At 65.7% G+C, this 19,964-nt stretch carries 23 protein-coding genes; 9 read left to right on the top strand and 14 right to left on the bottom strand.

All coding sequences use genetic code 11. The annotated features are described in order from the left end of the window. Nucleotides 1–174 precede the first annotated feature (174 nt). From Q0C42_RS05435 to Q0C42_RS05425, 3 genes are read right to left on the bottom strand one after another with little or no spacing between them, the layout of a single operon-like run. On the bottom strand, nt 175–954 hold the full coding sequence (locus Q0C42_RS05435; RefSeq protein ID WP_295073128.1) for an alpha/beta fold hydrolase: 780 nt from the start codon (nt 952–954) through the stop codon (nt 175–177). Continuing rightward, nucleotides 951–1,916 carry a threonine/serine dehydratase gene (locus tag Q0C42_RS05430; RefSeq protein WP_295073125.1) on the bottom strand — a complete coding sequence of 322 codons (966 nt, stop codon included), beginning with the start codon at nt 1,914–1,916 and terminating at the stop codon, nt 951–953. The genes Q0C42_RS05435 and Q0C42_RS05430 overlap by 4 nt, the downstream gene beginning before the upstream one ends. Further along, complete coding sequence (locus Q0C42_RS05425; protein WP_295073123.1) at nt 1,913–2,740, bottom strand: alpha/beta hydrolase; 828 nt, start codon at nt 2,738–2,740, stop codon at nt 1,913–1,915. Before Q0C42_RS05425 ends, Q0C42_RS05430 begins: the two co-directional genes overlap by 4 nt. A 125-nt stretch (nt 2,741–2,865) precedes the next feature. Here Q0C42_RS05425 and Q0C42_RS05420 point away from each other — a divergent pair, with 125 nt between their 5' ends. The 4 genes from Q0C42_RS05420 to Q0C42_RS05405 all read left to right on the top strand — a co-directional run bounded on the left by Q0C42_RS05420 (nt 2,866) and on the right by Q0C42_RS05405 (nt 8,161). Next, a complete protein-coding gene (locus tag Q0C42_RS05420; RefSeq protein WP_295073119.1) occupies nt 2,866–4,647 on the top strand; it encodes an ABC transporter transmembrane domain-containing protein in 1,782 nt (593 codons plus the stop codon). A gap of 75 nt (nt 4,648–4,722) precedes the next feature. Beyond that, nucleotides 4,723–5,526 (top strand): class I SAM-dependent methyltransferase, encoded by an 804-nt coding sequence (locus tag Q0C42_RS05415; protein ID WP_295073117.1) that lies wholly within the window; start codon nt 4,723–4,725, stop codon nt 5,524–5,526. A gap of 109 nt (nt 5,527–5,635) precedes the next feature. Next, nucleotides 5,636–7,528: an acyl-CoA synthetase gene (locus tag Q0C42_RS05410; RefSeq protein ID WP_295073114.1), complete on the top strand. Its 1,893-nt coding sequence runs from the start codon at nt 5,636–5,638 to the stop codon at nt 7,526–7,528. 108 nt (nt 7,529–7,636) lie between these two features. Then, nucleotides 7,637–8,161: a hypothetical protein gene (locus Q0C42_RS05405; RefSeq protein ID WP_295073111.1), complete on the top strand. Its 525-nt coding sequence runs from the start codon at nt 7,637–7,639 to the stop codon at nt 8,159–8,161. Nucleotides 8,162–8,163: 2 nt separating this feature from the next. On the opposite strand, the gene dtd is transcribed toward Q0C42_RS05405, so the two are convergent. The 4 genes from dtd to Q0C42_RS05385 are packed head-to-tail and all read right to left on the bottom strand — an operon-like array spanning nt 8,164 to nt 10,879. Then, nucleotides 8,164–8,607, bottom strand: coding sequence for a D-aminoacyl-tRNA deacylase (gene dtd / locus Q0C42_RS05400; RefSeq protein WP_295073108.1), 444 nt, complete (start codon nt 8,605–8,607; stop codon nt 8,164–8,166). Then, nucleotides 8,604–9,527 (bottom strand): carbohydrate kinase, encoded by a 924-nt coding sequence (locus Q0C42_RS05395; RefSeq protein WP_295073105.1) that lies wholly within the window; start codon nt 9,525–9,527, stop codon nt 8,604–8,606. The genes dtd and Q0C42_RS05395 overlap by 4 nt, the downstream gene beginning before the upstream one ends. Before the next feature lie 42 nt (nt 9,528–9,569). After that, nucleotides 9,570–10,535 (bottom strand): phosphoribosylaminoimidazolesuccinocarboxamide synthase, encoded by a 966-nt coding sequence (locus Q0C42_RS05390; RefSeq protein WP_295073102.1) that lies wholly within the window; start codon nt 10,533–10,535, stop codon nt 9,570–9,572. A gap of 50 nt (nt 10,536–10,585) precedes the next feature. Next, nucleotides 10,586–10,879 carry a hypothetical protein gene (locus tag Q0C42_RS05385; RefSeq protein ID WP_295073099.1) on the bottom strand — a complete coding sequence of 98 codons (294 nt, stop codon included), beginning with the start codon at nt 10,877–10,879 and terminating at the stop codon, nt 10,586–10,588. A gap of 182 nt (nt 10,880–11,061) precedes the next feature. Here Q0C42_RS05385 and Q0C42_RS05380 point away from each other — a divergent pair, with 182 nt between their 5' ends. Beyond that, a complete protein-coding gene (locus tag Q0C42_RS05380; RefSeq protein WP_295073097.1) occupies nt 11,062–11,190 on the top strand; it encodes an entericidin A/B family lipoprotein in 129 nt (42 codons plus the stop codon). Between the two features lie 34 nt (nt 11,191–11,224). Then, complete coding sequence (locus Q0C42_RS05375; RefSeq protein WP_295073094.1) at nt 11,225–11,371, top strand: hypothetical protein; 147 nt, start codon at nt 11,225–11,227, stop codon at nt 11,369–11,371. A 254-nt stretch (nt 11,372–11,625) separates the two neighbouring features. Here Q0C42_RS05375 and Q0C42_RS05370 read toward each other — a convergent pair whose 3' ends face one another. Together Q0C42_RS05370 and lepA are read right to left on the bottom strand one after the other, a co-directional pair. Beyond that, nucleotides 11,626–12,219: a hypothetical protein gene (locus Q0C42_RS05370; RefSeq protein ID WP_295073092.1), complete on the bottom strand. Its 594-nt coding sequence runs from the start codon at nt 12,217–12,219 to the stop codon at nt 11,626–11,628. Between the two features lie 3 nt (nt 12,220–12,222). Next, on the bottom strand, nt 12,223–14,022 hold the full coding sequence (lepA, locus tag Q0C42_RS05365; protein ID WP_295073089.1) for a translation elongation factor 4: 1,800 nt from the start codon (nt 14,020–14,022) through the stop codon (nt 12,223–12,225). Between the two features lie 163 nt (nt 14,023–14,185). On the opposite strand from lepA, the gene arr reads away from it, so the two are divergent. Both arr and Q0C42_RS05355 read left to right on the top strand, forming a co-directional pair. Beyond that, nucleotides 14,186–14,602: an NAD(+)--rifampin ADP-ribosyltransferase gene (gene arr, locus Q0C42_RS05360; RefSeq protein ID WP_295073087.1), complete on the top strand. Its 417-nt coding sequence runs from the start codon at nt 14,186–14,188 to the stop codon at nt 14,600–14,602. Between the two features lie 205 nt (nt 14,603–14,807). Then, a complete protein-coding gene (locus Q0C42_RS05355) occupies nt 14,808–15,116 on the top strand; it encodes a hypothetical protein (protein ID WP_295073084.1) in 309 nt (102 codons plus the stop codon). Between the two features lie 29 nt (nt 15,117–15,145). On the opposite strand, the gene Q0C42_RS05350 is transcribed toward Q0C42_RS05355, so the two are convergent. Together Q0C42_RS05350 and rpmB are read right to left on the bottom strand one after the other, a co-directional pair. Continuing rightward, nucleotides 15,146–15,385 carry an excalibur calcium-binding domain-containing protein gene (locus Q0C42_RS05350; protein WP_295073081.1) on the bottom strand — a complete coding sequence of 80 codons (240 nt, stop codon included), beginning with the start codon at nt 15,383–15,385 and terminating at the stop codon, nt 15,146–15,148. Between the two features lie 137 nt (nt 15,386–15,522). Beyond that, complete coding sequence (gene rpmB, locus Q0C42_RS05345) at nt 15,523–15,810, bottom strand: 50S ribosomal protein L28 (protein WP_295073078.1); 288 nt, start codon at nt 15,808–15,810, stop codon at nt 15,523–15,525. Nucleotides 15,811–15,996: 186 nt separating this feature from the next. Here rpmB and Q0C42_RS05340 point away from each other — a divergent pair, with 186 nt between their 5' ends. Then, nucleotides 15,997–16,890, top strand: a complete 894-nt coding sequence (locus Q0C42_RS05340; protein WP_295073075.1) for a DMT family transporter — start codon at nt 15,997–15,999, stop codon at nt 16,888–16,890. Between the two features lie 39 nt (nt 16,891–16,929). Here Q0C42_RS05340 and Q0C42_RS05335 read toward each other — a convergent pair whose 3' ends face one another. The 3 genes from Q0C42_RS05335 to Q0C42_RS05325 all read right to left on the bottom strand — a co-directional run bounded on the left by Q0C42_RS05335 (nt 16,930) and on the right by Q0C42_RS05325 (nt 19,941). After that, nucleotides 16,930–17,727 (bottom strand): alpha/beta hydrolase, encoded by a 798-nt coding sequence (locus Q0C42_RS05335; RefSeq protein WP_295073072.1) that lies wholly within the window; start codon nt 17,725–17,727, stop codon nt 16,930–16,932. Beyond that, nucleotides 17,727–18,701, bottom strand: a complete 975-nt coding sequence (gene meaB, locus Q0C42_RS05330; protein ID WP_295073069.1) for a methylmalonyl Co-A mutase-associated GTPase MeaB — start codon at nt 18,699–18,701, stop codon at nt 17,727–17,729. Before meaB ends, Q0C42_RS05335 begins: the two co-directional genes overlap by 1 nt. Nucleotides 18,702–18,912: 211 nt before the next feature. Then, nucleotides 18,913–19,941 carry an NADP-dependent oxidoreductase gene (locus Q0C42_RS05325; RefSeq protein ID WP_295073066.1) on the bottom strand — a complete coding sequence of 343 codons (1,029 nt, stop codon included), beginning with the start codon at nt 19,939–19,941 and terminating at the stop codon, nt 18,913–18,915. Between the last annotated feature and the right edge of the window lie 23 nt (nt 19,942–19,964).

The raw sequence follows: 19,964 nt of genomic DNA, 5'->3' as shown, positions 1-19,964 counted from the left end.
AGAAAGGTAGAGGTGACCGGGAGTGGAGGACCCTTCATTCGCGACAGGAAATGGCGCGGACGGAACAGGTAATTCGGGTTGGGCGGCAGCGTCTTTAGAGTGCAAACGTGGGGTTTTGGAAATCAGGTGGAAGTCTGCGGCGTCAAACGCTCGAAGGATGTTCGATCAAGGCAATCAACGGTGTCCGATCTGGGTCAGAAAACCCAGCAGGGCGGTGGCAAATAGCTCGGATGAGTTGAGCATGGAAAGATGCGGGCCGCCGCGCAGAAGCTGGTACTGGGACCCGGCCACAAGGTCAGCCAGTTCGCGCTGCAGGTCAGGAGGCACCTTGCGGTCGTCGGCGCCAGCCAGAACCAGGGTCGGCAGGGTCAGCGTGGCGGTCGTCTGGTAGAAATCCGCGGTCGCGGTGGCGGCGGCGAAGCCCTGCCAGCCATCCGGGCGGGTGCGGGCCAGCATTTCTTGGACCAACGAGATATGGGACGCAGTTTTCCAGCGGGGACCGAGAAGCAGCGCGCATTCGGCGTCGAGGTCGGGGCCATCCGCCTTCAGCCGCGCAAGGCGGGTCTGCCAGACCGAGGGGTTGGCGAAGCGGGTGGCCGATCCGGTGAGCACCATCGCCCGCACCAGATCCAGCCGCTTGACGGCCAGGCCCTGCGCGATCAGCCCGCCCTCGCCGCCGCCAACGACCACCGCGTCCTGCAGCGCGAAATGGCTCATCAGCCGTTCGACGTCCCGGATCAGGGTGCCCATCGCGTAGGGTGGTGCCGGGGTGTCAGAGGCCCCGTGGCCCCGCAGGTCCAGCCGCAGCAGCCGGTGCTGCGGCAGGTGGGGCATCAGCGCCTCCCAGACCCGAAGGTCAAGGCCAAGGCCGTGGATCAGCACCAGGGGTGGTGCATCCGCTGGGCCGGATATCTCGGCGTTCAACCGCACATCATCCAGCCAGACCAGTGTCACGCAAAACGCTCCAACGCGGTGGCGAAGGTGGACCGTTCGACGTTGCCGCCCGTGGCGACGGCGATCACGGTGTCGGGGAGCCCGTCGCCGAACAGGGCGGCGGCCAGCGCCACGGCCCCGCCCGGTTCCAGCACCACGCGCAGATGGGTGAAGGCCAGCGCCATCGCGTGCAGCGCCTGGTCGTCCGTCACCACCGCGCTCGGGCCTGCGAGGGTGGAGAGGATCGGGAAGGTCAGCTCTCCGGGTGAAGGCGTGAGGATCGCGTCGCAGATCGACCCGGAAGCGGCCGCGTTGCGTTCGCGCCGACCGGAGGCAAGCGAGCGCGCCATGTCGTCAAATCCCACCGGCTCGGCCGTGCGGACCTTCAGGCCGGGGGCCAAGGCCTGCAGGGCGAGCGCGATGCCGGAGGAAAGGCCGCCCCCGCCGCAGCAGACGAAGACCGGGGCCTGGGTGATGCCGGCATCGGCTGCCTGATCGGCGAGTTCCAGGCCGACGGTACCCTGCCCGGCAATCACCTCCGGGTCGTCATAGGGTCGGATCAGCGTCAGGCCCCGGGCCTCGGCCAGCCGCGCTCCGATGGCGTCCCGGTCTTCCGTGGCACGGTCGTAAAGCACCACCTCGGCCCCGTAGGCGCGGGTATTTGCGATCTTCACGGCGGGCGCGTCCGAGGGCATCAGGATCACGCAGGGCGCGCCGTGGGCCGCGGCCGCATAGGCAACGCCCTGCGCGTGGTTGCCCGAGGAAAAGGCGATCACCCCGCGCTTGCAGGCGTCGACCGGCAAGGCAGAGACGGCGGACCAGCCGCCCCGGGCCTTGAAACTGCCGGTGATCTGCAGACATTCGGCCTTGACGAAGACGCGCCTGCCCACGGCGCGATCCAGAAGCGGCGCGTTCAAAAGCGGGGTGCGGCGGACATGGCCAGCCATCCGCGCGGCGGCGGCCTCGATCATGGCAAGGTTCATGCCAGCCTCTTGAGGAAATCCAGGATCAGCGCAACGGATTCGGGCTCATCAAGGAAGGGGATATGGGCGCGTCCGGGGACTTCGGCGACCGCCATATCGGGGCGGCGGGCGCGCATCTTCGCCACGCTATCGCGGGTCAGCAGGTCCGAATTCGCGCCGCGGATCAGCGCCAGCGGCAGCCCGGCCAACGCGTCGAACAAGGGCCAGAGGTCGACGGGCGGGCCGTCGAATGCCGCGAGGAAGGAGTCGCGCAGGGCGGGGTCGTAGGGGATGCGAAGGCCCTCGGGCGTCTCGACCGCAAGCTTTTGTGCCTCCTCCAGCCAGCGCGTCATCGGCACGCCCTCGAAACCGGGGGTGCGAGAGAGCCGCTCGGCGTAGCCCTGAATGGTGCGACCTGCCGGATTGCGGCCGACGTAGTCGAAGATGCGGGTCAGACCGTCGCGGGCGATCTCGGGGCCGACATCGTTGAGGATCAGCCCCAGCACCCGGTCCCGCGCGGTGGCGCCAAGGACCATGCCGATCAGGCCACCGCGAGATGTGCCAAGGATTGCGGCCTTTCCCACCCCCAGATGGTCGAGAAGCGCCAAGGCGTCTTTCGCTTCTTGCGCCACCGTATAGCTTTCGGCGCCGGTCCAGTTGCTTGCGCCCCGGCCACGATAGTCCATCCGGATCAGTCGGACCGGAGGCAGGTGCGGCACGAGGTAGTCGAAATCGGCCATGCTGCGGGTCAGCCCCGGCAGGCAAAGCAGGGGCAGGCCCGTGCCGGTATCGCGGTAGGCCAGAAGGGCGCCATCCGCGGCGCTGAAATGCAGGGGCTTGGTCATGGGCGCCAAATTGGCACGCTGCGCGGGCCGGCGGAAGACCCTGTGGGGCTTGGCCGCGGGTCGCAGTGCTTGTCCCGGCGGTCCGGGCAGACTAAACCCTTGCCCGTAACGGGTGAGGCAGGCGCATGTCGGACAGCTCTGCGGTCGAGGATCGGCCGAAGTCGAAACAGGTGGGCGCGCTGCGGGGCCTGGTGCCCTTCCTCTGGCCCTACCGGGTCCTGCTGGGTCTGGCGCTGATGGCGCTAATCCTGACCGCCTCGGTCAGCCTGATCCTGCCCTTGGCCGTCCGCCGGGTGATCGACGGCTTCAACGAGGCCAATGCCCAGCTTCTGGACCAGTATTTTGCCGCCGCCCTGGTGATTGCGGCGCTGCTCGCGGTCGGGACGGGCCTGCGCTACTACCTTGTCACCCGTCTGGGCGAGCGCGTCGTGGCCGACATCCGCCGCGCGCTGTTCGACCGGGTGCTGGGGATGTCTCCGGCCTTTTTCGAGCGCATCCTGACCGGAGAGGTTCTCAGCCGGATCACCACCGACACCACGCTGATCCTGTCGGTGATCGGGTCGTCGGTTTCGGTCGCACTGCGCAACGTGCTGATCCTGCTGGGCGGGCTGGTGCTTCTGTTCCTGACCTCGGCCAAGCTGACCGGCCTCGTGCTGCTGATCGTGCCAGCAATCATCGTGCCGATCGTAGTCCTGGGCCGCCGGTTGCGGGCCCTGTCGCGCGAGAGTCAGGACTGGATCGCCGCCTCCTCGGGGTCCGCGTCCGAGGCGCTGTCCTCGGTCCAGACGGTGCAGGCCTTCACGCATGAAGGTGCAACCCGCAGCCAGTTCGCCGAGGTGACCGAGAAAAGCTTCATCTCCGCCAAGGCGCGGGTCAAGACGCGGGCGATCATGACGGTGATCGTGATCTTCCTGACCTTCGCCGGAATTGTCGGCGTCCTTTGGGTCGGGGCGCGGGATGTGCGCGCGGATCAGATGTCGGTCGGCGCGCTGATCCAGTTCGTGATCTATGCGGTGATGGTGGCAGGCGCAGTGGGTGCATTGTCGGAAATCTGGGGCGAGTTGCAGCGTGCGGCCGGCGCGACCGAACGGCTGGTGGAACTGCTGGGGACCGAGGATTCGGTGCAGGACCCGGTCCGCCCCGTCGCCCTGCCCCGCCCGGTGCGCGGCGAGATCGCCTTCGAAGACGTGACCTTCCGCTATCCCGCCCGCCCCGAGGCTTCGGCGCTGAACGGCGTGTCCCTGCATGTCAGACCGGGAGAGACGGTGGCTCTGGTCGGCCCGTCCGGTGCGGGCAAGACCACGATCCTGCAGCTGCTGATGCGCTTTTATGATCCGCAGTCGGGCCGGATCACGCTGGACGGGTTGGCTCTGCCGGACATGGCCCGCGCCGACTTCCGGCAGGCCATTGCTCTCGTGCCGCAGGACCCGGTGATCTTCGCTACGTCGGCGCGCGAGAACATCCGCTTCGGCCGTCTGGATGCCACCGACGCCGAGGTCGAGGCCGCCGCCCGCGCCGCCGCCGCGCATGATTTCCTGACCGCTTTGCCGCAGGGCTATGACAGTTATCTGGGCGAACGGGGGGTGATGCTGTCGGGCGGGCAGAAGCAGCGGGTGGCCATCGCCCGCGCCATCCTGCGCGATGCGCCGATCCTGCTGCTGGACGAAGCCACCAGTGCGCTGGATGCCGAAAGCGAACGGCTGGTGCAGGCGGCGGTGGAAAGGCTGGCCGAGGGGCGGACGACGCTGGTCGTGGCGCACCGTCTGGCCACCGTGAAGCGTGCCGACCGGATCGTGGTGTTCGAGCAGGGCCGCATCGTGGCGCAGGGAACGCATGACCAGCTGGTCGCCGAGGATGGGCTTTACGCCCGCCTGGCCCGCCTGCAGTTCACCGACGGCGCGGTCTGACCTGACTTGGGTTTTCCCTCGGTCCCGGACCGATTCGGGCGTATCCTGCGGGCCTTCGCAAATGGGGGGCTGGTCATGGTGGACACTGCCCGGCACGACGCCTGGTCTTCAGGCGACAGCTACGAGCTTTACATGGGTCGCTGGAGCCGCCGGATCGCCGAGCGGTTTCTGGACCTTGTCGCAGCAAAGCCCGGACTGGACTGGGTCGAGGTTGGCTGCGGCACCGGGGCCCTGTCCTCGGCAATCCTGAGCCGGGCCGCGCCCGCCCGCCTCACTGCGGTCGAGCCTTCAGCGGCTTTTCTCGCCACCGCGCGCGCAGCCATTTCCGACCCGCGCGCCAGTTTCGTCGCAGGCGACGCGCAGGCGCTGCCCCTTCCGGACGCCAGCGCCGACATCCTGACGCTGGGGCTGGTGCTCAACTTCATACCGGACCGGGCGCAGGCGCTGGCCGAGATGCGCCGGGTCCTGCGTCCGGGCGGCCGGCTGGCCTTCTACGTCTGGGACTATCCCGGGGGCGGCGTCGGGTTCATCCGCGCATTCTGGACGGCCGCCGTCGCACTTGACCCAGGCGCGGCCGAACTGACCGAAACCGGACGCTTTCCCTTCTGTACGCCCGAAGGACTGACCGAGATGGTCCGATCGGCGGGCTTCAGGGACATCACTGTCACGGCCATCACGGACGCGGCAACGTTCTCCGATTTCGCGGATTTCTGGCGGCCCTTCACGCTGGGGGCAGGCCCCGCACCGGGCTACTGCGCCAGCCTGCCCGAAGCCAGCCGCGAACAATTGCGGCAGCGGCTCGCGGCGGAGCTTTCCCCCGGTCCGGACGGCGCGATCACGCTGCCGTTGCGGGCTTGGGCGGTTCAGGCCCGAATCTGACGTCACGTCCCGGTCAGCAGGGTCAGGACAAACCGACTTCACAAACGCGTTTGCAGTCCCCATGTTCGTCCGAAGCCTGCGCAAAAAGCGGGCACTAGGGGAGGATGACATGACCACTTTCGCCACAGCCGCGGACCTGAAAGCCATCGAGGCCGAGAAACCTTGGGCCGAACGCGGCGAGGCGCGGTCGATGTACGAATATGTCAGCCGGGCCAAGGCTGCCCACGGCGCCCGGCCTGCGATCAGCTACCAGCTGCTTTCAGGACCCGAGACCAAGAAGCTGACCCTCACCTGGGCCGAGCTGCATGCCAAGGTGACCCAGGCCGCAAACCTGTTCCGCAGCCTGGGCGTCGGCGAAAAGGACGTTGTCGCCTTCATCATGCCCAACGCGATGGAGACCGCGATCACGCTTCTGGGCGGCGCGGTGGCCGGGATCGTCAACCCGATCAACCCGCTCATGGAACCCGAGAAGATCAGCGCCATCCTGCGCGAGACCAACGCCAAGGTCGTCGTGACGCTGAAGGCCTTCCCCAAGACCGACCTGCCGCAGAAGGTGTCCGAGGCGGTGCAGTTCGCGCCGAACGTGAAGACGGTGCTTGAGGTCGACCTTGTCCCCTATCTGTCCGGCCTGAAGAAGATCATCGTGCCGCTGGTTCGGCCGAAGAACCCGTCGCAACATACCGCCAACATCAAGGACTTTGCGGTCGAACTGGCGCGGATGCCCTCCGACAAGCTGACTTTTACCGACACGCTGGAAGACCGCGTCGCCGCCTATTTCCACACCGGCGGGACCACGGGCATGCCGAAGGTGGCGCAGCACAAAGTGTCGGGAATGGTCTACAACGGCTGGCTTGGGGCCACGCTTCTGTTCAAGCCGACGGACGTGGTGATGTGCCCGCTGCCCCTTTTCCACGTCTTCGCCTGCTATCCGATCCTGATGTCGATGATCGGCTCGGGCGCGCATGTGGTATTCCCGACGCCGCAGGGCTATCGCGGCGAGGGGGTGTTCGACAACTTCTGGAAGCTGATCGAACGCTACAAGGTGACCTACATGATCACCGTTCCGACCGCCTTGGCCGCCCTGATGCAGCGCCCGGTCAACGCGGACATCTCCAGCCTGCGGAGTGCCTTTTCCGGCTCGTCCCCGCTGCCGATCGAACTTTACAACCGCTTCAAGAAGGAAACCGGGATCGAGATCATCGAAGGCTACGGCCTGACCGAGGCGACCTGCCTTGTCTCGATCAACCCACCCGAAGGGGCAAAGAAGATCGGCTCGGTGGGGCTGATGTTCCCTTACTGCAATGTCCGCATCCTGACCAAGCAGGGTGCCACCGACTTTCGCGAATGTGCGGTCGATGAGGTGGGCGAGATCTGCATTTCGAACCCCGGCGTGTTCGAAGGATCGACCTACACCGAGGCCGACAAGAACAAGGAGCTGTTCGCGGACGGCAGCTTCCTGCGCACGGGGGACCTGGGCCGGATCGACGCCGACGGTTATCTGTACATCACCGGGCGGGCCAAGGACCTGATCATCCGCGGCGGCCACAACATCGATCCGGCGATCATCGAAGAGGCGCTTATGGGTCACGAGGCGGTGGGCTTCGTCGGCGCGATCGGCCAGCCGGATGCCCATGCGGGCGAGCTGCCTTGCGCCTATGTCGAGCTGGTCAAAGGGTCCTCGGCCTCGGTCGATGACCTGATGGCCTATGCCAGCAAGCATATCAGCGAACGGGCGGCCCTGCCGAAGTACCTGGAAATCCTTCCCGAACTGCCGAAGACCGCCGTCGGCAAGATCTTCAAGCCCGACCTGCGGCGGCTGGCGATCAGCCGCACCTTTGATGCGGCCCTGGCAGAAGCCGGCATTCCGGCGCGTGTCGCGGGCGTCATCGAGGACAAGAAGCGCGGGCTGGTGGCCCAGTTGCAGAAGGCCGCTCCGGTCGAAGACGCTGCTGTCACTTCGGTCCTTGGCCAGTTCTCCAACCCCTGGGAATGGGCCGCCTGAGCCGCAGCGGGAACAGACTGTCGCCCGGGCGAAAGCAAGTTTCATTTGCAGGAATCGCACGCCGGCGCGAAGACAGGATTTTAAAGGACAGTTTTACGGGACAGAAGCATGAGCATTCGCATCGGACTGGCGTCGGCCTTGATTGCCGCCGCGGCAAGTGGCGCAAGCGCGCAGGAAAGCGAAGTGTTGTTTTCGCACAAGCATTGGCAGGTTTCGGTTGTCGGCTGGGATGACGGGTCGGTCGGCTGCGTGGCCGAAGTGACGGCACCGGGCGAAAGCTTCTCGATCTGGACCTTCGCCGATGGAGCAGTGCAGTTGCAGTTCTACTCCAGCGCCTGGGAGTTCGGTGAAGGCGACACCGCCGACCTGGGCGTCCAGGTTGACCGCCGCTCGCCGTGGAGCCTGACCGACGCCGAACTGTACCAGAATTCCGTCCTGTTCTTTCTGCCGGATGACCAGGCCGGGGTGAACTTCATCACGGAAGTCGCCCGTGGCAACCGGCTTTACCTGCGGGATGCCGACGGGGCCGATGTGCAGAACTACTCGCTGGCAGGCTCCAGCGCGTCGATCGGTGCGCTGGTCGAGTGTGGCGAAGTCATCACCGACGCCACGCCAGGCAACCCGTTCAACTAGGCTCAGGGCTGGTCGGTGTCCATCCAGATGGTCACCGGCCCATCGTTCACCAGACTGACCGCCATATCCGCCCCGAAGCGGCCATTCGCGACTGGAATGCCTTCCTTTTCAAGCGCCCGGCTGAAGTGAAGATACAGTCTTTCGCCCTCTGCCGGGGGTGCGGCGGTGGAAAACCCGGGCCGGTTGCCGCGCAGGTCGGCCGCCAGGGTGAACTGGCTTACCACCAGGGCTGACCCTCCGATGTCCTTGATCGAAAGGTTCATCTTGCCCTGACCGTCCTTGAAGACCCGCAGTTTGGCGACTTTGGCCGCCAGCTTTTCGGCCTGCGCCTCGGTATCCCCGCCCATCGCGCAGACGAGGATCAGGAAACCTTTCCCCGTCTCGCCGACCAGCTCTCCGTCCACCTGCACGCGGGCCTCGCTGACCCGCTGGAGAACCGCCCTCACAGCTCTGCAAGCCAGGGCGGGTTGGCCCCGGCGCGGCTGACCGTGACAGCGGCGGCCCGGGTCCCAAGGTCGAGGGCTGCCGTCAGGGTGGCGTCGGAAAGGCTGGCCTGGGCGGCCTTGGTCAGCGCTCCGTCCCGGTGCAACGCGGCGAGGACCCCGGCGTTGAAGGTATCCCCAGCGCCCACGGTGTCGACGACCGTAACCGGCTGGGCCGAAACAAAGATATCCTGTGACGCCGTCACCGCCCGCGCGCCGTTCGCACCTTCGGTGATGAAGACGACCTTCGGTCCCTTGGCCAGAATGCCCTGCGCCAGAGAAGTCAGGTCGCCCTGCCCTTCCAGCCAGTGCAGATCCTCGTCCGACAGCTTCACGATGTCGGCGCGGGCGATCATCCGTTCGATCCGGGTACGGTATTCAGTCTCTTTGCCCGCGATGAAACCGGGTCGGATGTTGGGGTCGATCATGGTAACGCGCGCGCCGCATTCGCGGGCCTGCAGGGCCTCGTAAGTGCTGGCGGCGGGGTCGTTCACCAGACTGATCCCGCCGAAGAAAAGCGTCGATATCTGCGGGGCAAGCACGGGCAAGTCCGCAGCGGACAGCATCCGCCCGGCCGTTGCCTCGTCGTAGAACGCATAGGTCGCCTGGCCGTTGACCAGCTTGACGAAGGCGACCGTCGTGGGCCGGTCCGACCGCGCGAGGTAGCGGGTGTCCACCTTCGAGGCGGTCAGGGTGTCGGCAAGGATCTCGCCCAGCATGTCGTTGGACACGCCGGAGAAGAATGCCGAGGGCGCGCCCAGCCGTCCCAGCGCGATGGCGGTATTGAAGACGGCCCCACCGGCATAGGGGGCAAAGCAGCCCTCCCCCGCGGTCGAGGTTCTGGGCAGCATGTCGATCAGCGCTTCGCCACAGCTGAGAATCATGGTGGTCCCCCCTTTGATTTCGCTACTGTTAGCGCAAACAGGTCAGGTCGTGAAGAACGGCGTCAGGTTGGTGCGGACGCGGTCCAGCGGGGTTGCGCCCGAGGTGTCGGGAACGAAGGTCTGCCCGGTGATAGCCTCGAAGGCGTCGATGTAGACCTGCGCGGTCTTCGCGATCATGTCCGCCGGGATGTCGGGGATCTGGTCCTTGTAGGGATCGCAGCGCGCGACGACCCAGGAGCGGATGACGTCCTTGTCGAAACTCGGGGGGCGGTCGCCCGTCTCGAAGGCCTTCGCGTAGCCCTCGGCGATCCAGTAGCGGCTGGAGTCCGGGGTGTGGATTTCGTCGGCCAGAAGGATGCGGCCATTGGCGTCGGTGCCGAATTCGTACTTGGTGTCCACAAGGATAAGCCCTTGTTTTTTCGCCATTTCCTGGCCGCGCGCGAAGAGGGCCAGGGCTTTGGCGCTGACTTCGTCCCACTGGGCTTTGGTTAACAGTCCGGACGCCAGGATTTCGGCAGCCGTCAGCGGCTCGTCGTGGCCACCGTCGAAGGCTTTGGAGGTCGGCGTGATGATCGCCTGCGGCAGAGCCTGATTGGGCCTGAGGCCGTCGGGGAGCGTGTGGCCGTACATGCTGCGCGCCCCCGCCTTGTACTGCGTCAGGATCGAGGTGGAGGTGGTGCCGGCCAGGTAGCCTCGGACAACGATCTCGACCGGAAGGATCGTCAGCTTCCTGCCCAGAACGACGTTCGGATCGGGGTAGGACAACACGTGGTTCGCCGCGATATCTTCCGTCTTTTCAAACCAGTAACGGGCAAGCTGGGTCAGGACCTGGCCCTTCCAGGGGATCACCGCAAGGATCTGGTCGAAGGCGGAAATCCGGTCGGAGGAGATCAGCAGACGGGTATCGTCGGGCAGGTCGTAACAGTCGCGGACCTTGCCGAAATAGGGGTTCGGAAGCTCGGGTATCCGGGCCTGCGGCAGGGTGCGGGAGAGGTCGAGTGTCGGCATGGCAGGCCCCCGGGTTCGGTGCCTGCTTCTTGGCTTTTGAAGCCTTCAAGTCAAGCCGGACAGTCCAGCGAGCCGCGCATTTCTCCACTGTCGCCGGTTAACGTTGTTTCCCGCAGTTTGCAGCCTGTCACCCGCGGGATCAGCTCGATCATCGTGGCGCGGATTTCCTGGTGTTCGCCGCGGGTGGCATAGCCAAGGCGGATGACTTCCACCCGCTCCCCTTTCTGGAAAACCGTGTAATCCCGGCTATTTACGGTGACATCGCTGCGGGTGGCCCCGAAGAACTCTGGCGCGGGAGAGGCACCGCAGGCGGCAAGGAACAGAAGGGGGATGAGGGCTTTCATGGAATCAGGGTGGCAGAGGATGGTTAACAGGGGATTAAGCGTATTCCTCCCGTATGCATCGCGTCTGCATCCCATGCATACGCGCGGTCATATCGGCGGACGTCAACCTTCGGGATTCAGGCCCCGGGAACGAGACGTGGTCTGGCGGGTTGTAGGGGTAACATCAACGAAGGATACGACCCATGACCAAAGTCATCGCTCTTTTTGCCCTTCTGGGCCTTGTCGCTTGCGAAACCGTCCAAGGCGCCGGCCAAGACCTGGAGAACGCCGGTGAGGTGATCCAGGACGAAGCGCAAGACGCCCAGTACTGATCTGCCCGTTCCCCCTTTTGAAAGGATGCCCCCGATGCGCATGACCCTGTGGAAGGCCCTCGCGGCCCTGATGATCATTGCCACCGTCCCCGCCTGCGCGCCGCTCTTGATCGGTGGAGGGGCTGCTGTCGTGGCCGACGAGGCCGTGGAACAGGATGAGGGCGGCGACGGGCTGTTCTGAGGTGAGCGTGGGGGTGGGCTGGCGAGCGACACCGCGCGCGGGCTTGAGGGTGCCGCAGGTGGCTCGGTGATCCCCGGAACGCTGTTACCAGAGCGGTGATCGGCGGGGCGGCGGGCGTGTTCTGCGATGACCTCGGGGTAGGTAAGTAGGGTTTGATGCTGGGGAGACGGAAGTGGGGTGGGAAACTGCCCCGCTTTTGGCCTTCGAGAGTAGAGTGCGGTGGCTGTTGGTTGAGGAATTGAGACTGTGTTGCGTTAGTTTCCGGTTTGACTGGCTATTCTATCAAGCGCGGCAAGGAGACGAGGGCCATTTTGCTGCACCCAGCTTCTCGCGGTCTCCGGAACTTCTTCTCCGTGGGCCGCTTTATTCATTGAGGGGAGCATATCTCTCACGGCGGAAGCAATCTCTTGGTCAATTCTCCCCTGGGCACTTAGCTCCTCTATAATTCGATAGATATTTAAGTAGCGCGAGCTTTTCTCATCAAGGTCTCTCGAATACATCAGCCTAAGCTTCTTCTCAATTTCAATGCGTAGCGCGACTAAGGCGAAATTTGGGTCGTCTGGCAGGAATTGGAATTGCTTCGCAGTTTCTGGAGACGCCTCAACATTTCTCTGGTCTAGGACTTGACGCGCTTTTGCCAGATTTAACTCTATACCGCCCGGGAGAGTAACTTTATCAAAAAGATCCATGATCCACGGCAGAGCGGCCAAGCCTATAAAAGTAGCGGCAATTACAGTGAGTTCATCAATCCATGTGTCATATGCAGCCACAAGAAGAAGTGAAGTAGACAAAGCTACTTTCCAATGGCTCCGGAAAGCATTCCCAAACAGTTTGAGAAGCTTATTCACCACTCACCCATCCATCTTCAGCGCCGCAATGAACGCTTCCTGCGGGATCTCGACCTTCCCGAACTGGCGCATCTTCTTTTTGCCCGCCTTTTGTTTCTCCAGCAGCTTCTTCTTCCGGGTCGCGTCGCCGCCGTAGCACTTCGCGGTCACGTCCTTGCGCATGGCGGACAGGGTCTCGCGCGCGATCACGCGGCCGCCGATGGCCGCCTGGATCGGGATCTTGAACATGTGGCGGGGGATCAGGTCCTTCAGCTTTTCGACCATCGACCGGCCGCGCGCCTCGGCCCGGTCGCGGTGGACCATCATCGACAGGGCGTCGACCGGTTCGTCGTTCACCAGGATCGACATCTTGACCAGATGATCCTCACGGTATTCCGACAGGGTGTAGTCGAAGCTGGCGTAGCCTTGCGTCACCGATTTCAGGCGGTCGTAGAAGTCGAACACCACCTCGGCCAAGGGCAGGTCATAGACCACCATCGCGCGGTTGCCGGCGTAGCTGAGGTCCAGCTGGATGCCGCGCCGGTCCTGGCAAAGCTTCAGGATGTCGCCGAGGTATTCGTCGGGGACCATGATCGTGGCCTTGATCCGCGGCTCGTCGATGTGGTCGACATAAGTGAGGTCGGGCATGTCGGCGGGGTTGTGCAGGTCGCGCACCTCGCCGTCCTTCATGTGGACGTGGAAGACGACCGAGGGGGCGGTGGTGATGAGGTCGAGGTTATACTCGCGCTCCAGCCGGTCGCGGATGACTTCAAGGTGCAGAAGGCCGAGGAAGCCGCAGCGGAAACCGAAGCCAAGGGCGGCGGAGGTTTCCATCTCGCTGCTGAAGGAGGCGTCGTTGAGCGACAGCTTTTCGATGGCGTCGCGCAGGTTTTCGAAATCGGCGGCGTCGACGGGGAAGAGGCCGCAGAAGACCACGGGTTGCGCGGGTTTGAAGCCGGGAAGCGCCTCGGCGCAGCCTTTGCGTTCGTGGGTGATGGTGTCACCGACGCGGGTGTCGCGGACCTGCTTGATCGAGGCGGTGAAGATGCCGATCTCGCCGGGCCCAAGTTCGGCGATGTCGACCATCTGGGGTTTCAGGACCGCCAGCTTGTCGATGCCGTAGACGGCGTTGGTCTGCATCATGCGGACGCGGTCGCCCTTGCGGACGAAGCCATCCATCACGCGGATCATGACGACGACGCCAAGGTAGGCGTCGTACCAGCTGTCGACCAGCATGGCCTTCAGGGGCGCGTCGCGGTCGCCCGTGGGGGCGGGAAGGCGGGTGACGATGGCTTCCAGCACGTCGGGGATGCCAAGGCCGGACTTGGCGGAGATCATGATGGCGTCCGAGGCGTCGAGGCCGATGACATCCTCGATCTGCTGCTGGACGCGTTCGGGCTCGGCGGCGGGCAGGTCGATCTTGTTCAGGACCGGCACGATTTCGTGCCCCGCGTCCAGCGCCTGGTAGACGTTGGCGAGGGTCTGCGCCTCGACGCCCTGGGAGGCGTCGACGACCAGAAGCGAGCCTTCGACGGCGCGCATCGACCGGGAGACTTCGTAGGCGAAGTCGACGTGGCCGGGGGTGTCGATCAGGTTCAGGATATAGGTCTTGCCGTCCTTGGCCGGGTATTCGATCCGGACGGTGTTGGCCTTGATGGTGATGCCGCGTTCGCGTTCGATGTCCATCGAGTCCAGCATCTGCGCCTTCATGTCGCGCGCAGCCACCGTGCCGGTCAACTGAATGAGCCGGTCGGCGAGGGTGGATTTGCCGTGGTCGATGTGGGCCACGATGGAGAAGTTGCGGATCTGGGAAAGCTCGGTCATGCGCCGCATATAGCTTAGGGCGCGGGAGGCGGGAAGGGCTTATGCGGCAGGGAAAAGCGGGGGCGCTTTGGACTGATGTGGGGAGAAAGGATTTTCGTTCAAGTCTGGGCGGGCGGCGCGGTTTTCGGCAGTCTGTAAGGACTAGGCAACAGGAGATCGGGCGATGGGCGGCGAGCCAGTGCCGGGCGGGCCGGCACATTTCTTCCACGGGACCAAGGCGGCGCTGCGCGCAGGCGACCGGATCGTGCCGGGTCATGCGGCGAACTATGGTGCGCGCAGGCGGGCGGGCTGGGTCTACATGACGGCGCGGCTGGAGATCGCGATCCTGGCGGCGGAGCTGGCGGCCGAAGATGGCGCGGGACGGGTTTACGTGGTAGAGCCGGAGGCCGGGTTCGAGGACGATCCGAACGTCACGGACAAGAAGTTTCCGGGCAATCCGACGCTGTCCTACCGGACGAAAGCACCGCTGCGGGTCCTGGGCGAGGTCACGGGCTGGGTTCCGACACCGGCAGGGCGTCTGGCGGAGATGCGCGCCTTTGTGGCACGAAGCCGGGCCGAAGGGATCGAGCCCATCGAATAAGCCTCCGCAGTCCAGGGCCGATTGCAACCACAGCATGTGGTAGGTCAGGAAAGGCGCGCCGCGAGAGGTTGCGAAATTCCGCTGATTTCGACAAGCTACTGAGAAGGCTTGAAAAATTCACTTGGACTTGGCATTATTCCGCTTACAGAATGACTGGCGTTGGAACGGGTGCAAGCCCGACAGCCCGGCGAATGAGGCAGAACGAATGAGATCCATCGTGCTTATGGCTGCTGCGGCGGCTTTTCTTCCGGTCATGTCCAGTGTGGCGATCGCGGGCCCGATCGAGCGGGCGTGCATGGCCTCGGACCGGGGGGGTAATCGGTCCCTGTGCGGCTGCATCCAGCAGGCAGCGGATCAGACGCTGTCGGGCGGCGACCAGCGCCGGGCCGCGAAGTTTTTCAAGGACCCCGAGGCCGCGCATTCGACCTGGGTCTCGCAGTCACAGTCGGACGATGCGTTCTGGGATCGCTACAAGAGCTTCGGCCAGACCGCCCAGGCCTACTGCACGGGATAGGCTGGCCGCGGGCGGCAGGGCTTACCGGCTTACCTGGGTTCGCAAGCCACTCCGTCACCGTCCCGGTCCAGATCGTAGATGTCGGACCCGATGATGTAGACTGGTCCCGCGACATAGGCCGGGCCGTTTCCCGAGCCTCCGGCACAATCGACGTCCGAGGCCACCGGCACGCAGACGCCTCCGTAATTGGCATCACAGTCCTGCGCGAAAGCGACCGGGGTACCGAGGGCCAGAATGGCGGCCGCTGCAAGAATCAGACGAATGTGCATGGCAAATAGCCTTAACGAATTCTTAATCTTCGTTAACTGCTGGTTCCGGCGCGGCCGCAAGGGCGAAAGTGGACCAAACGCAAAAGGCCCCGCCTTCATGACGAAGGCGGGGCCCTTTGCTGTAAGGGACAGACGGATCAGACCGTGGCTTGTGCCTTGGCGATGTCCTTCTTGATCTTCTGGGCGGCGGTCGAGAGTTCCTCGTCCTTGGCCTTGGCCAGGTAGGCGTCAAGCCCACCGCGGTGGTCGACCGAGCGCAGAGCCGCGGCGGTGACGCGCAGCTTGAACGACTGGCCGAGCACGTCGGAGATCATGGTCACTTCGTTCAGGTTCGGGAGGAACCGACGACGGGACTTGTTATTGGCGTGGGAAACGGTGTTGCCGGACATCGGCCCCTTGCCGGTAAGTTCGCAGACGCGCGACATTCTGGTGTTCCTTCGATTCGTCAAAAGCGGGGGAAGGCGGGGAATCCCCCAGCCCTCGAATTCGATTTGCGGCGTGTAAGGGGAATCCCGGGCGGCGTCAAGCGGTCAGGGCGGACGTCTGCCTGGCTCGTTGCGGGTTGCGATCGGGAAGGACGCGTGCCACGGACTGCCTGCGGGAGACAGAGCATGGCATTTCCGGTCCACGAACTTGCGGCGCTTGGCACGGCAACCTGCTGGGCGATGACCGGGATCCTTGCGTCGGACGCGATCCGGGCCCTGGGGGCTTTCCACTTCAATCTTATCCGGCAGGCATTCGTCACCATTCTGCTGGCGGGGATCGTGCTGGCCTCGGGGACGCTGGGCTTGCCGGGATGGCAGGCCGTGGCGGTGCTGGCGGTCTCGGGCGTGGTGGGCATCCTTCTGGGCGACACGCTCAACTTCGCGGCCGTCGGGCGGCTGGGACCGCGGCGGGCGGGGGCGGTCTTTGCGCTGAATGCGCCGATGGCGGCGGTGCTGGGTTGGCTGGTGCTGGGCGAGCGGCTGGGCTGGCAGGCCGGGCTTGGCATCGCCATGACGGTGGCGGGGGTGGCACTGGCGATCCTGGGACGCCCTGCAAGCGGCGCGCACCGGTTTGAGACGATCCGGGGCGGATTGGGGATCGGAGTGATCTTGGGCTTGGGCGCGGCGCTGGGTCAGGCGGCAGGTGCGCTGATCGCCCGGCCCTACATGGCGGGCGGGCTGGATCCCTATGTCGGCTCGCTGATCCGGGTCGGAGCCTCGGGGCTGGCGATGGGCCTCGTCGCAGCGTTGCCAGTGGCACCGCCGCGGCCGCGGGAGGTGTCGCGACAGGTCCTGCTGCTGACCGCGGCGACGGCGTTGATCGGCCTTCTCCTGGGTATGACGCTGTTCCTTTACGCCCTGCAGGGGTCGCAGACCGGGATCATCGCGACATTGTCGGCCACGTCACCGGTGATCATCCTGCCGCTACTCTGGCTGCGGACCGGGCAGCGCCCAAGCGCCTTGAGTTGGGCCGGCGCGATGTTGGCGGTCATCGGGCTGGCGCTGATCTTCACGCGGTGATTGTCACGCGGCAAGGCAGGGTGGGCGATATTGCCCACCCTACTCTGGCGTCGGGTCGGCCAACGTCTCGGCTTGGGTTAGCGCCTGGGCGGCCAGGACATGCCGGCCACGGTCCAGCAACCGATCGGCACGCTCGCGCCAGTAGCGGGCGGAGCCGCTGCGCAGTTCGCGGTGGAGAAGGACCACGTCCGAAGCCGAAAGGCGGGAGGCGAGGCTAAGCCGTTGCAGGGCGCGAAAGCCGCCAGCCTGACCAAGGGCGGCAGTGCCGGGGTGGCCGCCAAAGGGCATTCTCGCGGCCTGGATGCCGGGAAGCAGCATCATTATCTTTCGCGCGTGGAGGGCGTCCAATCGATGCGAGGGATCAAACGCGACGACGCCCCGCAGGTCAGGCCGCGCGTGGGTCGCAAGATCGCCGGCGACCGCATCGAAGCTTGCGGCCTCGGGGTAGCGGTCCTCTTCGGGAAGAAGCAGCGAGACCTGTGGCGAGACGAGGAGCGCCTGGTTCAGCCGCAATACCCTGGAGAAACGAAGCGCGGCATAGGCGCCCATCGAAAAGCCCAGCGTCCGGGCGGTCATGAAGCGGGCGCGGGTGGCTTTCAGCGCGACGTCGAGGTGCGGGGTTTCGGGGTTCAGGAACCAGTCGTTCCAGCGGCTTTGGATGTGAAGGTGGGCAAGGCCCGCGGTCAAGGCGCGCTGCACGCGACCGTGGTCGTCGAAGCGGCCGGGCTCGGGCATCCATTGCCGGAAGGTGACGTAAAGCGCGGTGGTGGGCCGGTCGGGGAGCCAGAGACGGGCCCGCAGGAGGTCCCCGTCAAAGACGGTCTCCGCTGCGGTCATCAGGAACGGCCCAGAAGCCCGAGCATCTCGGCCGCGGCGGCCTCGGGCGTCAGGTCTCCGGCGGCGACGCGGGCGCCAAGGCTGGTCATCAGGCCCTTCTGCGGCTCGCGCGTCAGGGCGGCAAGGAGGCCCTGGCGGACCTCTTCCTGGAACCAGTGGCGGGCCTGGGCGGCGCGGGTGCGGTCCCAGTGGCCGTGTGCCTTGCGCCAGGCGGTCAGGGTCCGCATCTCGTCCCAGGCCTGGGCCAGGCCCTCGTCGGCCAGGGCCGAGACCGGGAGCGCCTTGGGGAAGTCCTTCGGGTCCTGCGGGCGGCGGCGCAGGAGGTGCAGCGCGCCCGAGTAATCGGCGACCGTGCGCAGGGCGGCGGGCTTCAGGTCGCCGTCGGCCTTGTTCACCAGGATGAGGTCGGCCATCTCCATGATGCCGCGTTTCACGCCTTGCAGTTCATCTCCCCCTGCCGGGGCGAGGAGGAGGAGGAAGATGTCGCTGAGCTCTGCCACCACGGTTTCGGACTGGCCGACCCCCACCGTCTCGATCAGGACGATGTCGAAGCCCGCCGCTTCGCACAGGGCCACGGCTTCGCGGGTGCGGCGGGCGACGCCTCCCAGCTGCGACTGGCTGGGGGAGGGGCGGATGAAGGCGTTGGGGTCACGCGACAGCCGTTCCATCCGGGTCTTGTCGCCGAGGATGGAGCCGCCAGAGCGAGTGGAGGACGGGTCGACGGCCAGAACGGCGACTTTCAGGCCTTGGGCGGTCAGCATCAGGCCGAAGGTTTCGATGAAGGTGGACTTGCCGACGCCGGGCGTGCCCGACAGGCCGATCCGTAGTGCCTGCGGGCCGGACCTGAGCGCATCCAGAAGCGCCAGCGCCTCGGTCCGGTGGTCGGCGCGCGCGCTTTCGACCAGCGTGATGGCGCGGGCCAGAGCGCGGCGGTCGCCGGCACGGATCAGTCGGGCGCGTTCGGTGGTGTCCATTGTCCCCCTCGTTTGATGACTTATTGCCGGAAGGCGGGGGTCTTGGCGAGGGGGGAGTGCATTCACGCGGCGGCACCGGTTCGGGCGGTTTTCTGAAGGAGCGCGTGCCGCGCGAAGACCTTTTGCCTCGCCGCCCTGCGCGTGAAGGACGCGCAGTGCGGCTCGAAGGGCCTCCGGCGGGGATATTTGGGCAAATGTGAAAGGGGCCGTGTCAGGCTTGGCGGGGTCCCAGTCGGATCAGGGTCTTGCCGAAGTTCCGGCCCTCCAGCATGCCGATGAAGGCGGGGACCATGCTGTCGAGGCCGTCGCTGATGTCTTGCCTGTGGACGACTTCGCCGGAAAGAAGCCAGGCGGCCATTTCCGTCTGGAAGGCGGAGCGGTCGGCGTCGAATTCGCTGACGATGAAGCCGCGGACGGTCAGACTGCGGGTCAGGACAAGGCGCATGAGCTGCGGCAGCCGGTCGGGGCCCTCTGGCGCGGTGGTGGCATTGTAGGTGGCGATGGTGCCGCAGACGGGGATGCGGGCGAAGGGGTTCAGAAGCGGCAGGACGGCGGCAAGCACGTCGCCGCCCGTCAGTTCGAAGTAGATGTCGACCCCGTTCGGGCAGGCCAGGGCCATGCGGCCTGCAAGGTCGGGCTGGTGGCGGTCGAGGCAGACGTCGAAGCCAAGCGTTTCGGTGGCGTAGCGGCATTTTTCCGCGCCTCCGGCGACGCCCACCACGCGCAGTCCCCGCAGGCGGGCGATCTGGCCGACAACGCTGCCGACCGCGCCGGTGGCGGCCCCGACCACCAGTGTCTCGCCGGATTTCGGCTTGCCGATATGCGCCAGACCCGCCCAGGCGGTAAGGCCGGGCATGCCGAGGATGCCAAGCCAGGCCTCGACCGGCGCCTGCGCGGGATCAAGCTTGCGGCAGGCGGCGGCCTTCACGACCGTGTGGTCGCGCCAGGCGTCATAGACGAGGACCTGATCGCCGGGGTGCAGGCTGGGGTCGTTGGATTGAAGGACGCGGGCCACGGCCTCGCAGGGGGGCGGGTCGCCGAGGGCGGTGGGTGCTGCATAGGAACGGGCGTCGGACATCCGGCCGCGCATGTAGGGATCAAGCGACAGCCATTCCATCTGCAGCAGGACCTCGCCCGGGCCGGGATCCCGTAGCGGAACGTCGGCGATGCGGAAGTCGGCGGGTGTCGGCGCTCCGGCGGGGCGATGGACCAGCTGGATGGTTCGCGCGGTCTGGGGCATGGCGGCTCTCCTTTGCGTCGATC

Origin of the sequence: Tabrizicola sp. (assembly GCF_022842145.1) — a bacterium.
Classification (GTDB): domain Bacteria; phylum Pseudomonadota; class Alphaproteobacteria; order Rhodobacterales; family Rhodobacteraceae; genus Tabrizicola.
This window is presented reverse-complemented; position numbering and strand designations above follow the sequence as displayed.

Coding starts and splice junctions, on each gene's coding strand:
- lepA (WP_295073089.1), bottom strand. CDS start 14,022: ATGACCGAGCTTTCCCAGATCCGCAACTTCTCCATCGTGGCCCACATC.
- Q0C42_RS05395 (WP_295073105.1), bottom strand. CDS start 9,527: ATGATTCTCAGCTGTGGCGAAGCGCTGATCGACATGCTGCCCAGAACC.
- Q0C42_RS05405 (WP_295073111.1), top strand. CDS start 7,637: ATGAGCATTCGCATCGGACTGGCGTCGGCCTTGATTGCCGCCGCGGCA.
- Q0C42_RS05415 (WP_295073117.1), top strand. CDS start 4,723: ATGGTGGACACTGCCCGGCACGACGCCTGGTCTTCAGGCGACAGCTAC.
- Q0C42_RS05420 (WP_295073119.1), top strand. CDS start 2,866: ATGTCGGACAGCTCTGCGGTCGAGGATCGGCCGAAGTCGAAACAGGTG.
- Q0C42_RS05375 (WP_295073094.1), top strand. CDS start 11,225: ATGCGCATGACCCTGTGGAAGGCCCTCGCGGCCCTGATGATCATTGCC.
- rpmB (WP_295073078.1), bottom strand. CDS start 15,810: ATGTCGCGCGTCTGCGAACTTACCGGCAAGGGGCCGATGTCCGGCAAC.
- Q0C42_RS05380 (WP_295073097.1), top strand. CDS start 11,062: ATGACCAAAGTCATCGCTCTTTTTGCCCTTCTGGGCCTTGTCGCTTGC.
- Q0C42_RS05355 (WP_295073084.1), top strand. CDS start 14,808: ATGAGATCCATCGTGCTTATGGCTGCTGCGGCGGCTTTTCTTCCGGTC.
- Q0C42_RS05350 (WP_295073081.1), bottom strand. CDS start 15,385: ATGCACATTCGTCTGATTCTTGCAGCGGCCGCCATTCTGGCCCTCGGT.
- arr (WP_295073087.1), top strand. CDS start 14,186: ATGGGCGGCGAGCCAGTGCCGGGCGGGCCGGCACATTTCTTCCACGGG.
- Q0C42_RS05325 (WP_295073066.1), bottom strand. CDS start 19,941: ATGCCCCAGACCGCGCGAACCATCCAGCTGGTCCATCGCCCCGCCGGA.
- Q0C42_RS05335 (WP_295073072.1), bottom strand. CDS start 17,727: ATGACCGCAGCGGAGACCGTCTTTGACGGGGACCTCCTGCGGGCCCGT.
- Q0C42_RS05410 (WP_295073114.1), top strand. CDS start 5,636: ATGACCACTTTCGCCACAGCCGCGGACCTGAAAGCCATCGAGGCCGAG.
- Q0C42_RS05425 (WP_295073123.1), bottom strand. CDS start 2,740: ATGACCAAGCCCCTGCATTTCAGCGCCGCGGATGGCGCCCTTCTGGCC.
- meaB (WP_295073069.1), bottom strand. CDS start 18,701: ATGGACACCACCGAACGCGCCCGACTGATCCGTGCCGGCGACCGCCGC.
- Q0C42_RS05340 (WP_295073075.1), top strand. CDS start 15,997: ATGGCATTTCCGGTCCACGAACTTGCGGCGCTTGGCACGGCAACCTGC.
- Q0C42_RS05390 (WP_295073102.1), bottom strand. CDS start 10,535: ATGCCGACACTCGACCTCTCCCGCACCCTGCCGCAGGCCCGGATACCC.
- Q0C42_RS05430 (WP_295073125.1), bottom strand. CDS start 1,916: ATGAACCTTGCCATGATCGAGGCCGCCGCCGCGCGGATGGCTGGCCAT.
- Q0C42_RS05385 (WP_295073099.1), bottom strand. CDS start 10,879: ATGAAAGCCCTCATCCCCCTTCTGTTCCTTGCCGCCTGCGGTGCCTCT.